Annotated in this window: 14 protein-coding genes and 1 tRNA gene; 6 read left to right on the forward strand and 9 right to left on the reverse strand. The window is 34.6% G+C overall.

Annotated features, from left to right (window positions below):
- Positions 1 to 191: 191 nt before the first annotated feature.
- The 6 genes from B4I81_RS00990 to idi form a co-directional block, all read right to left on the reverse strand.
- Positions 192 to 265: transfer RNA gene (locus B4I81_RS00990), tRNA-Thr, on the reverse strand.
- 75 nt (positions 266 to 340) lie between these two features.
- The gene (locus tag B4I81_RS00995) at positions 341 to 610 is read right to left on the reverse strand and encodes a hypothetical protein (RefSeq protein WP_026724519.1); all 270 of its coding nucleotides are present in this window, start codon (positions 608 to 610) and stop codon (positions 341 to 343) included.
- 57 nt (positions 611 to 667) lie between these two features.
- Entirely contained in the window at positions 668 to 1,627 is a 960-nt protein-coding gene (locus B4I81_RS01000) for a type I phosphomannose isomerase catalytic subunit (RefSeq protein ID WP_291106481.1), read from the reverse strand.
- A gap of 80 nt (positions 1,628 to 1,707) precedes the next feature.
- Positions 1,708 to 2,160, reverse strand: coding sequence for a peroxiredoxin (locus B4I81_RS01005; protein WP_291106483.1), 453 nt, complete (start codon positions 2,158 to 2,160; stop codon positions 1,708 to 1,710).
- A gap of 1 nt (position 2,161) precedes the next feature.
- Positions 2,162 to 2,572 (reverse strand): 6-pyruvoyl trahydropterin synthase family protein, encoded by a 411-nt coding sequence (locus B4I81_RS01010; protein ID WP_291106485.1) that lies wholly within the window; start codon positions 2,570 to 2,572, stop codon positions 2,162 to 2,164.
- 113 nt (positions 2,573 to 2,685) lie between these two features.
- The gene (idi, locus tag B4I81_RS01015; RefSeq protein WP_291106487.1) at positions 2,686 to 3,213 is read right to left on the reverse strand and encodes an isopentenyl-diphosphate Delta-isomerase; all 528 of its coding nucleotides are present in this window, start codon (positions 3,211 to 3,213) and stop codon (positions 2,686 to 2,688) included.
- 297 nt (positions 3,214 to 3,510) lie between these two features.
- On the opposite strand from idi, the gene B4I81_RS01020 reads away from it, so the two are divergent.
- Positions 3,511 to 3,957 (forward strand): cold-shock protein, encoded by a 447-nt coding sequence (locus B4I81_RS01020; RefSeq protein ID WP_291106489.1) that lies wholly within the window; start codon positions 3,511 to 3,513, stop codon positions 3,955 to 3,957.
- A 50-nt stretch (positions 3,958 to 4,007) separates the two neighbouring features.
- Here B4I81_RS01020 and B4I81_RS01025 read toward each other — a convergent pair whose 3' ends face one another.
- Together B4I81_RS01025 and B4I81_RS01030 are read right to left on the reverse strand one after the other, a co-directional pair.
- Entirely contained in the window at positions 4,008 to 5,570 is a 1,563-nt protein-coding gene (locus tag B4I81_RS01025; protein ID WP_291106491.1) for an NAD(P)/FAD-dependent oxidoreductase, read from the reverse strand.
- A gap of 24 nt (positions 5,571 to 5,594) precedes the next feature.
- Positions 5,595 to 6,653, reverse strand: a complete 1,059-nt coding sequence (locus B4I81_RS01030; protein ID WP_291106493.1) for a DUF2891 domain-containing protein — start codon at positions 6,651 to 6,653, stop codon at positions 5,595 to 5,597.
- 58 nt (positions 6,654 to 6,711) lie between these two features.
- Between B4I81_RS01030 and B4I81_RS01035 the strand changes: the two genes are divergently transcribed.
- Both B4I81_RS01035 and B4I81_RS01040 read left to right on the forward strand, forming a co-directional pair.
- Positions 6,712 to 6,954, forward strand: a complete 243-nt coding sequence (locus B4I81_RS01035) for a hypothetical protein (RefSeq protein WP_291106495.1) — start codon at positions 6,712 to 6,714, stop codon at positions 6,952 to 6,954.
- Positions 6,955 to 6,957: 3 nt separating this feature from the next.
- A complete protein-coding gene (locus B4I81_RS01040) occupies positions 6,958 to 7,320 on the forward strand; it encodes a DUF983 domain-containing protein (protein ID WP_291106497.1) in 363 nt (120 codons plus the stop codon).
- Between the two features lie 89 nt (positions 7,321 to 7,409).
- Here the strand turns inward: B4I81_RS01040 and recQ are convergent, their stop codons facing one another.
- The gene (recQ, locus tag B4I81_RS01045) at positions 7,410 to 9,605 is read right to left on the reverse strand and encodes a DNA helicase RecQ (protein WP_291106498.1); all 2,196 of its coding nucleotides are present in this window, start codon (positions 9,603 to 9,605) and stop codon (positions 7,410 to 7,412) included.
- An 85-nt stretch (positions 9,606 to 9,690) separates the two neighbouring features.
- Here recQ and B4I81_RS01050 point away from each other — a divergent pair, with 85 nt between their 5' ends.
- The 3 genes from B4I81_RS01050 to B4I81_RS01060 are packed head-to-tail and all read left to right on the forward strand — an operon-like array spanning position 9,691 to position 11,831.
- Entirely contained in the window at positions 9,691 to 10,656 is a 966-nt protein-coding gene (locus tag B4I81_RS01050; RefSeq protein ID WP_291106500.1) for a KpsF/GutQ family sugar-phosphate isomerase, read from the forward strand.
- Positions 10,656 to 11,477: a twin-arginine translocase subunit TatC gene (tatC, locus tag B4I81_RS01055; RefSeq protein WP_291106502.1), complete on the forward strand. Its 822-nt coding sequence runs from the start codon at positions 10,656 to 10,658 to the stop codon at positions 11,475 to 11,477. Before B4I81_RS01050 ends, tatC begins: the two co-directional genes overlap by 1 nt.
- A 3-nt stretch (positions 11,478 to 11,480) precedes the next feature.
- On the forward strand, positions 11,481 to 11,831 hold the full coding sequence (locus B4I81_RS01060; protein ID WP_291106504.1) for a carboxymuconolactone decarboxylase family protein: 351 nt from the start codon (positions 11,481 to 11,483) through the stop codon (positions 11,829 to 11,831).
- Positions 11,832 to 11,904 lie beyond the last annotated feature (73 nt).

Here is an 11,904-nt window from a genome sequence, read left to right on the forward strand (position 1 = left end):
GTCTAACTTTTTGGGGGCAGTGCATAATTGACCGCTTTTTTTGTCTTATTACATATTTTTATCTTAAACAAATTTTCCTAAGCTACCACGCGAATTTTTTCGCATGATAAGTAATAAAAAAAATAAAACTCAAAGACAAAACACTACATAACAAAAAAACCACCACATTGCTGTGATGGTTTCTACTTTAGAGCCGATGGAGGGACTCGAACCCACGACCTGCTGATTACAAATCAGCTGCTCTAGCCAGCTGAGCTACACCGGCAACTCTATTGCGGTGCAAATATAGTTCTGAAATTTAAATTTCCAAAAAAAATTGGCACTTTTTTATCGCAATTTTTTAGTTTAATTCGTTTATTTTCGCAACAAATTGATTTGCAGCCGCTTCGTAATCCTTACGAATTTGTTTAAAATGCGCTTTTTTGTTCTCAACGTCTTTTTGATTCGCTCTTGTCATTAAAGTATCAAAAGTTTCGTAGATTTCATCAACTAATTTATCAGATGCTTCAGTTGGTTTTCCTGCTGTAGACATTTCCCAAATGTAAACGATGTTTACAATATCCCCTAAAACGTAGTTGATTTCTTTTTTCAAGTTTTTAACGCTTGCCATTTTGTATAAATTTAAAATTTGAAGCAAAATTACATAATATATTTTGTTCTCAATACATTATATCGAAATTTCTAGCAAAGTAGCCTTTCCTTTAATAGTTAAGTTTTCAATGTAAGCCGGAATCAAAATGGTGTCGCCTATTCGGTAACGCAAGATTTCTCCATTAACAATCATTTCAAATTGGCCATTAGTACACATGAAAACGGTGAAAGCCTGTTTCTTTCTTTTCCAAATAAAAGTCTCTTGTAGAGAAACAATATTAGTTACAAAATAAGGACAATCTACTACTGAAGTACTTTGATTGGCTTCTTCCTTATATTCAATTTTAGAATGAGTGGCATTGTAATTAATTGCTTCTAAAGCTAAATCTGTATGCAATTCTCTTCCATTTCCATTAGCATCTACTCGATCCCAATCGTAAATGCGATACGTAACATCACTCGTCTGCTGAATTTCTGCTACCACTACTCCTGCTCCAATAGCATGAATGGTTCCGGTTTCTAAAAAGAAGACATCTCCTTTTGAAACGGGATATTCATTCAGTAAATCAATCAAATTTTTATTTTCTAAATGCACTAAATATTCTTGTTGATTAGAATCCTTTTTAAATCCAACCACCAAACGTGCCGATTCATCTGCTTGCATTACATACCACATTTCGGTTTTCCCAAAAGAATTGTGACGTTCTTTAGCTAAAGTATCATTGGGATGTAATTGAATGGATAAATCCTCCTTCGCATCAATGAATTTAAAAAGTAAAGGAAATTGTTTTCCAAAACGACTAATGACCGATTTTCCTAAAATTTCTTCCGGATACAAATCGATAATTTCATTGATGTTTTTTCCTTTTAAAACGCCATTACTAACCACACTAATGTCGCCTGGAACGGTTGAAATTTCCCAACTCTCGCCTGTAGTTTCAGAAACTATTGGTTTGTTGAGATAAGTTTTCAACTTGGTTCCGCCCCAGATGCGGTCTTTAAGTATAGGTGTAAACGTTAAAGGATAAAACTTCATAGTCAAATAGTGAAGTACAAAGATGCGAAAAATTCTAACGAATTACAGAAATTGGAAGTCTTACTTTGTAAAAAAATATTTTATTTTGACTTTTTGATAGCGTCTAAAGCCTTTGTAATATGATTTTTAGCACTGATGCTATCAAAAATATAAATACAATAGCCTTTGGCATCAAAAACATAAGTTACGCGTCCTGGCAACAATCCGAAAAGCGCGTTTGGAACACCAAACAAACGACGTAATTTTCTATCAGCATCCGAAAGTAAAATAAAAGGCAATTTATATTTCTGTTGGAAATTCTGATGCGAACTAGCTGAATCTCCACTAATACCAATCACTTCAGCACCTAAATCTTGAAAATCTTGATAGGCATCTCTAAAACTGCAAGCTTGCGTAGTACAACCTGGTGTGAAATCTTTAGGGTAAAAATAAATCACAACGGGTTTATGATTCACTTCCTGACTATCAAAAGCAGTTCCATCTTGTTTAGTTGCTTTAAAACTTGGTAATTTATCCCCAATTTGAATTCCCATATTACAAACCTTTATAAGTTACAAAGTTTCTCGGAGTTTCGTATAATGTAATTTCCAACTCTTTATTAGCATCAATCAAAACACGAAGTTTATGCCAAATAATGTAAGCAATATGTTCCGCAGTTGGATTCAAATCTTTAAATTCAGGAACATCTTCGTTTAAATTTTTATGATCAAAAGCTTCTTCAATATGTTCTTTGATTAAATCGGATAAGATTTTAGTGTCAATAACATAACCTGTTTCCTTATCCACTACACCCGTTACCGAAACAATCAATTCGTAATTATGACCATGAAAGTTTGGATTATTACATTTTCCAAACACTTCCTGATTTTTTTCCATAGTCCAATCCTTGCGATACAAACGATGCGCGGCATTAAAATGGGCTTTTCTCGAAACAGTTACTCTCATGGTAATTTAGAATTTAGAAATTTGAATTCAGAATGTTGTTTTTATAAAAATGTTGAGAAATAAGATTTTTAAAATTTATACAATTTCTTCAATCTGTGTTCCTTAAATAAAATTTACAATTTATGATCTTCTAGATAATGATAAAACTCATCAAAAATGATTTTAAACCAAACGGTATAAGCATCAGGATTTTCAATCATATCATCTTTAATAGCTTCAATGGTCAACCATTTCCAACTCTCCACTTCGTCTAGATTAATAATTGGTGCTTCGTTATAATAACCAATCATCACGTGATCCAATTCATGTTCGGTTAAACCGTTATCGAAAGGTGCTTTGTAAATAAAGTGAAATAGTTCTTTCAATTCGGTTTGAAAACCCATTTCTTCAAACAAGCGTCGTTTTCCAGCTTCAATATTGGTTTCACCGGCACGTTGATGACTGCAGCAAGTATTCGTCCACAAAAGCGGTGAATGGTATTTGTGATGGGCGCGTTGTTGCAACATCACTTCGTTTTTATCATTCAAAATGAATACCGAGAAAGCTCTGTGCAAAACGGCTTTTTCATGCGCTTCCATTTTATTCATGAGTCCAATCGGCTCATCTTGTTCGTTGACTAATATTACTTGTTCTTCTATCATAAGGTTTTATAATGCTTGTCAAAAATACGAAAAAAGAAAGGATTGAAAGCTAGTTTTTGAGTTTGTGATAAGTTTAACGTGTGTTGAATAAGTGAATTCCAAAAAGCACTCAAACTTAAAAATGATATGTTTTCGTGAAGTGAACGTTTTTTTCACTACCTTTGCCACATTAGTAATGATATGAATTTCTTCTCGCAATACTTTGAATAAAAGTACTTTATAAATTTCTTGTTTATTTCGCTTGTGTGTTTTTATCCGTTTACTTTTAAAAAATACTAATTAAAATTATTGAATTTAATGGCAAGACCGCAAGAAACTTTCAACAAAAGAGAACAAGAAAAACTAAGAGCACAAAAAAGAAAAGAAAAACAAGAAAAAAAAGAAGCTCGTAAAGCCAATCCAAAATTATCAGGAGAAGATTTATATGTTTATGTAGATGAAAACGGGCACTTAACTAGTACACCTCCAGACCCTTCAAAAAGAATCGAGATAGATATAGAAAGCATTGAAATTGGTGTTTCAAGAAGATCAGAAGCAGATGAAGTTCCTGTAGAGAGAAGAGGAACTATCGATTTCTTTAACGAGTCAAAAGGCTTTGGTTTCATTAAAGAAGTAGAAACTGGAGAAAAATACTTTGTTCACATCAGTGGTTTAATTGACAAAATTAAAGAAGGAAACTTGGTAACTTACGATTTAGAAAAAGGCGCTAAAGGCATGAATGCCGTAAACGTTAAAAAAATATAATCCCCCTTTTTATCCCAAAAATTAAAATCACAGTGAGAGCTGTGATTTTTTTATTTTGATAAACTCTCCGCGATTTTCAACGCACATTTTTCACCGTCAATCGCTGCAGAAATAATTCCACCTGCATAACCTGCTCCTTCACCACACGGATATAAACCTTTGATTTGAACGTGCTCTAATGAAAAATTATCTCTTGGAATTCTAACTGGAGATGAAGTTCTACTTTCTGGCGCATGTAAAATAGCTTCATTGGTCATGTAACCTCGCATTGACTTTCCGAATTGCACAAAACCTTCTCGCATGATTTGGGTTAAAAATCCAGGAAAAACTTGTCCTAATTCCACAGAAGTAGTTCCAGGAACGTATGATGTTTTTGGAATATCCTTTGAAACTTTATTTTGGGTAAAATCAACCATTCGTTGCACAGGAACTTTTTGAGTTTCTCCCGCCAAATGCCATGCTTTTTGTTCGATAGCTTTTTGAAATTCCATTCCCGCTAAAGGTCCAAACTTTTCATAAGGTTTGAAATCTTCCAACTTTAATTCTACAACAATTCCAGAATTCGCTGTCGCTTGATCACGCTTTGAAGGCGACCAACCATTGGTAACCACTTCGCCTGGAGCCGTAGCACAAGGCGCAATCACACCTCCGGGACACATACAAAACGAGTACATACCACGACCATTCACCTGTTTCACAATCGAATAAGGTGCTGGAGGTAAATAATCGCCTCTAAAATCACACGAATATTGAATTTGATCAATTAATTCTTGTGGATGCTCTGCACGAACACCTAATGCGAAAGGTTTCGCCTCGATATAAACGCCTTTTTTATGCAATAATTCAAAAATATCACGAGCGGAATGTCCGGTAGCTAAAATCACTTTGTTAGCCGTAATCACATCACCATTTTGAACCACAACACCTTGCATTTCATTGTTTTTGATAACAAAATCGGTCACACGCGTTTCAAACAATACTTGTCCGCCACATTCGATAATTTTTTCCCGAATATCTTGAATAATTTGGGGTAATTTATTGGTTCCTATGTGTGGATGGGCATCTACCATAATATCTGGCGTAGCTCCAAAACCAACAAAAAGTTCCAAAATTCGATCCACATCACCACGTTTTTTAGAACGCGTATATAATTTCCCATCCGAATACGTTCCGGCACCGCCTTCTCCAAAACAATAATTGGAATCTTCGTTTACGATACCATCACGATTAATCGCTTTTAAATCGCGACGACGACCACGAACATCTTTTCCGCGTTCTAAAACGATAGGTTTTAAACCTAATTCAATTAATTGCAAAGCTGCAAATAATCCGGCCGGACCTGCTCCTACTACAATTACTTCTTGTTTGTTGGCAACATTGGGATAATCAGGTAATTCTATTTTTTGCGCTTTATATTCTTCTCCAACCAAAAATACATTCGCTTTAATGTTCATTTTAATGGCTTTCTGACGCGCATCAATAGAACGTTTTATAACCACCACTTTTTGAATTTCTTTTGGGCTAACCTGAAATAACTTCGCTACATGTTGGGCTAACAAACTTTCGTTGGCAGCTACTTCGGGTGAAACTTGAAATTGAAATTCGCGTGGCATAATCTTAAAATTTCGGCAAATATACTATTTGATTTTCGATTTTTCTTCAAATGCACGCAACGCAAAAGAAGCCAACCAATGTTCGCCTTCATAATTACCATCTACAATAGAAGGTAATGAAAAAGACAAATGTTTATCGGCCAAAGGTTTCAAATGCGAAAATTGTTTAGGATACTGACGAATTAAAAAGTACATATTCCAAGCGCGGCTGAAATTCAAGCCGTCTAAATGAACCAAATGACCATCGGTTCTATCGGATACGCGTGCGACTTCCCATTGCCATTTTTTGGAAAATAATTGGGGAGCAAACTTTTGCAACCAAGGGAGAAATTCATTTTGAGACAAAATACACTGCATAATCGCGACTTCTTCCATACAAGGTGATAAGAAATCCGTACCACTTGGCTCCCAATAAAACGGACAATTTTCATCTTTTAAAAACAATCGTTTAGCATGTTCCTGAATACTTTTCTGCAATTCAATATTTCCAGAATAAACCGCATAATCCCAAGCATTCGTTAAGCCGTAAGCCGTATTAGAATGCGTTCCCACACGAATGGGATATAATAATTTAGGTAAAAACTCGATATAACGTTTGACAATTAAATCGGTTAAAGGACGTAAATTATCAGCCAATTCTTTGGCAAAAGGTTCTTTTGAAATTTCTAATTCATGTTGTAATTTGAGTAACCAATTCCATCCATACGTGCGTTCAAACGATTTCTCATGCGTTTTTTCAAAATAGACTATTTCTTGTGCAATATTTTCTTTAGAAAGATTGATTTGTAACTTTTCAATGATTTGCTCTCGATCTTTTATGTCTTTAAAATGAGTCAACAAATACACCAAACTCCAATGACCATGCACCGAAGAATGCCAATCAAAACAACCATAAAACGCAGGATGCAAAACTTTTGGAGATAGCAACTCCGTTTCGTTTAGCAAAAGTTGGTTGAGTTTATTAGGATATTCTTGTTGCAAACATTTTATAGGCAAACTTGCCAAATGATTAGCTTGTTCTAATGTAAGTTGTTGAGAAAACGAAAAAGTTCCAACAAAAAGTAAGGCAAATAAAACTTTCATATCTATTTAGTTTTTTCAAATGTACTAAAAACTTACCTTTGATTTTTAATTCGAAAACATGAACCGAAAAATAAAACTCATTTGGGATTTTAGAGGAGAAGCTGCAGCCAAAACAGCAGAACATCATGATATTCATCTGAACGAATACTTAGAAAAAGAAAAAATCACACTAGAAAAAACAGGTTTTGAAATCATCAACGAAATGCATGCCATTGCTTTTATTGTGGTAGAAGAAAAAGACATGATTACATTTCGAGATATTCTAAAACCACACCGAGGCGAAATTTACACTACAAATTAAATCATGATTACAAACATTTTAAATATGTTGGGAAACAAATGTCCCAATTGCAAGAAAGGAAAGATTTTTGAAAAAGGATTGCTACACTTCAGTTTTAGTTTTCCAAAAATGCATGAAAATTGCGCTAATTGCGGTACCAAATTCGAAAAAGAGCCCGGATTTTTCTTCGGAGCCATGTTTGTAAGTTATGCACTAGGTGTGGCAGAAGCCTTAATCACCTACTTTATTTGCATGCCATTTTTTGAAGAAACTTTTGATTTACGAATTATTCCAATAATTGGAGTGGTGATTTTAAGTTTAACTTTAGTCAACATCAAACTATCACGAATTATATGGATTTATATCTTTAGGGACTTTAAAGCATAAAAAAACGCTGTCACATGACAGCGTTTTCTATTTATTTTCAAAATTTCTCAAATTATTTCAATCTGTGTTCCATATTTTAAAACCGAGAATTAATTCGCTACTTCGCTAATGAATTTAATGCGCATCAAACGTAATTCTTCGGTATCGTAATCACCGTCGAATTCTTTTAACGCCAAATCAATTTTATCTGATTCGGATTCCATGAAGTAATCGTGAATTTCTTCTTGTTGGTCTTCATCTAAAATTTCGTCAATCCAATATTTGATATTCAATTTGGTTCCCGAATAGACAATTTGTTCCATTTCTTTCAACAAACCATCCATATCTAAACCTTTCGCCTTAGCGATGTCATCTAATCCTAATTTTCGGTCCACGTTTTGAATAATGTACAACTTCAATCCAGAATTAGCCCCAGTAGATTTCACTACTAAATCATCTGGACGAATAATATCGTTATCTTCCACATAACGACCAATCAAATCGACAAATTCCTTACCATATTTTTTTGCCTTTCCTTCTCCTACCCCATGAACGTTACTTAACTCATCTATAGATATAGGATATTTCAATGCCATATCTTCTAAAGAAGGATCTTGAAACACCACAAAAGGAGGAACGCCTAACTTTTTAGATACTTTCTTACGCAAATCACGCAACATCACCATAAGGGCTTCATCGGCAGTTCCAGAAGATTTAGCTGCTGTTACAATTGCTTCATCTTCCTCTTCATTATACTCATGATCTTCAGACATTAAAAAGGACTCTGGTTTGCTAATAAAAGCTTCTCCTTTTGGTGACATTTTCAAAACACCATACGTTTCAATATCTTTCGTAAGCAATCCAGCTACTAAAACTTGTCGAATTAACGCCATCCAATATTTCTCATCAAACGCATTTCCAGTTCCAAAACAAGGTAAAGCATCAATTTTTTGAGCTTTTATTACAGCATTAATTTTACCCACTAAAGCTAAAACCACTTCTTTCGATTTGAATAATTGCTTGGTATCGCGAACCACTTTTAACAAAGTAACGACTTGGTCTTGAGCCTCAATTTTTTTCTTCGGATTACGAACATTATCATCCATATTCGCTCCTTCTCCGTTGACATCGTCGAATTCTTCACCAAAATAATGCAACAAGAATTTACGACGCGACATCGAAGTTTCAGCATAAGCCACCACTTCTTGTAACAAAGCAAATCCGATTTCTTGTTCCGCAACGGGTTTTCCTGAAAGGAATTTTTCTAACTTTTCAATATCTTTATACGAATAGTACGCTAAACAGTGACCTTCACCACCATCACGACCGGCACGACCCGTTTCTTGATAATAACTTTCTAAAGATTTTGGAATATCATGATGAATTACATAACGTACGTCAGGTTTATCGATTCCCATACCAAAAGCGATAGTAGCCACTACCACTTCCACATCTTCCATCAAAAACATATCTTGATGTTTGGCACGTGTTTTAGCATCCAAACCTGCGTGATACGGAACAGCGCTAATACCATTCACTTGTAAAACTTGGGCAATTTCTTCCACTTTTTTACGACTCAAACAGTAAATAACCCCTGATTTTCCTTTATGTTGTTTGATGAATCGAATGATATCCGATTCAACATTTTTAGTTTTAGTACGTACTTCGTAAAATAAGTTGGGACGATTGAACGACGCTTTGAAGGTATTGGCATCAGGCATATCCAAGTTTTTCAAGATATCTTCTTGAACTTTTGGAGTTGCCGTAGCTGTTAATCCAATCATTGGCACATCACCTAACTGACGTACAATATTTCTCAAATTGCGATATTCAGGACGGAAATCGTGACCCCATTCGGAAATACAGTGCGCTTCATCGATCGCCACGAAAGATAATTTCACACTGTTTAAAAACTCAATATATTCCTCTTTTGTTAACGATTCTGGGGCAACGTATAACAATTTTGTGATACCTGAAGTGATATCTTTTTTTACTTGATTAACTTCGGTTTTATTCAATGAAGAATTCAAAACATGAGCAATTCCGGGTTCAGAACTCAAGCTTCGAATGGCATCTACTTGGTTTTTCATCAAAGCAATTAGCGGCGAAACTACTATAGCAGTTCCATCCAACACTAAAGCCGGCAACTGATAACAAAGTGACTTTCCGCCACCAGTAGGCATAATCACAAAGGTATTATTCCCCGTAATGATACTTTTAACTACTTGCTCTTGAAGTCCTTTGAATTGGTTAAAACCAAAATATTTCTTTAATTCTTTATGTAAATCAATTTCGTTTGGATTCATTCTCTATTAATATGATTTTACCTAAATTTGCAAACATAAAGATACAATTTTCTTTAATACACACAAACTTTTTAAAATTTCTATTTTGAGCACAACAGAAACGATTTTAGCAACCGCAAAAAGAACACTGCTTTCAGAAAGTAAAAGCATTGAAAACTTAGTAAATTATCTCGATGAAGACTTCGCAAAAAGTGTTACCGAGATTTTCAATACCAAAGGCAGATTAGTCGTTACTGGAATTGGTAAAAGCGCTTTAATCGCTCAAAAGATTGTAGCCACTTTGAATTCGACCGGAACACCTTCTATGTTTTTACATGCAGCAGAAGCTGTTCATGGCGATTTGGGAATGGTACAACCAGAAGATATTATCATTTGTATTTCAAAAAGCGGTAATAGTCCTGAAATTAAAGTATTAGCGCCTTTATTAAAACGTTTTGGCAATACATTAATCGGAATGACCGCAGATAAAAATTCGTTCTTAGGAAAAGAATCGCACTACATTTTACATGCTTATGTGGAAAATGAAGCGTGTCCAAATAACTTAGCACCAACGAATAGCACTACCGCTCAATTAGTGCTTGGCGATGCTTTAGCGGTGTGTTTAATGGAAATGCGCAACTTTAAAAGTGAAGATTTTGCTGTGTATCATCCAGGAGGTGCTTTAGGGAAAAAATTATTACTTCGCGTGAAAGATATGTTAGACACCACGCACAAACCAATGGTAACTCCAGATGCTTCTATCAAAAAAGTGATTATGGAGATTTCCGAAAAACGTTTGGGAGTAACAGCCGTTATTGAAAACAATTCAGTAGTTGGAATTGTTACCGATGGAGATATTCGTCGTATGTTAAACAACCGTGATACATTTGCTGATTTAACAGCTCAGGATATCATGACGAAAAATCCAAAAAACATCAATTCTAGCATTTTAGTTTCGGAAGCCTTGGATATTTTGGAAAACAATTCCATCACACAACTGGTCGTAATTGACGACAACGAATACAAAGGAATACTTCACTTACACGATATTTTAAAAGAAGGAATCGTATAATGGCAGAAAAAAACATGAAAGAGATGTCGTTTTTAGATCATCTCGAAGAATTACGTTGGTTATTAGTAAGAAGTTCGGCAGCCATTCTAGTTTGTGGAGTCGTAGCTTTCTTTTTTAGTGATTTCATTTTCAATGAAATTATTTTTGGACCAAAAAGTCCGGATTTTGTGACGTATCAATTCTTTTGCGATTTAGGAAAACAATTTGATATGGCTGATACGATGTGTATCACCGAAATCATTCTTCCCATTCAAAACAGAGAAATGGGAGGCCAATTTTCGATGCACATGTGGACTTCGATTACGGTAGGATTTATTTTTGCCTTCCCTTTTATTTTATGGGAAATTTGGAAATTTATTAGCCCGGCTTTGTACGATAAAGAAAAGAAATATGCGGCTTCATTTATCATTGTTTCTTCGCTTCTTTTCTTTATTGGTGTTTTGTTTGGCTACTATTTAATTGCACCTTTATCCGTACAATTCTTTGCCAGTTACATAGTGAGTCCGGAAATTAACAATTCTATTGACATTGATTCTTACATAAGTTTAATGAAAACATCAGCAATCGCTAGTGGATTGTTGTTTGAGTTGCCTATCATTATTTTCTTTTTAACAAAAATAGGTTTGGTAAATCCTGAGTTCTTAAGAAAATACCGAAAATATACGTTGGTTATTGTGTTGATTTTATCAGCGATTATTACGCCACCAGACGTAATCAGTCAAATCATTGTAGCAATACCAATCATGATATTGTACGAAGCTAGTATTTGGATTAGTGTTTTTGTAATAAAAAGTCAAGAAAAAGAAAAATTAAAAGCATAAAAAATGGCAAATTTAGTAAAAGAGTTCAACGATTATCGTTCAAAAATGAACGAAAAATTATTAGCCGACAATAACAAAGTCATCAAAAGAATTTTCAATGTAGACACCAACGCTTACATGGAAGGCGCTTTAGATGTTAAGACAAAAGAACTTCTAGGTTTAGTAGCTTCAGCGGTATTACGTTGTGATGATTGCATCAAATATCATTTAGAAACGGCTTACAAAAACGGCGTTAACAAAGAAGAAATGATGGAAGCTATGGGAATTGCCACTTTAGTAGGCGGAACTATCGTAATTCCTCATTTAAGAAGAGCTTATGAATTTTGGGAAGCTTTAGAAAATGAGCCTGTTTAGCAATTTGTCAATATGTCAATGAGACAATGAGCGAATAAGTTAATAGAGCTTTATATAATTAACATTAAATTGG

Source organism: Flavobacterium sp. UBA6195, assembly GCF_002422095.1.
GTDB lineage: Bacteria > Bacteroidota > Bacteroidia > Flavobacteriales > Flavobacteriaceae > Flavobacterium.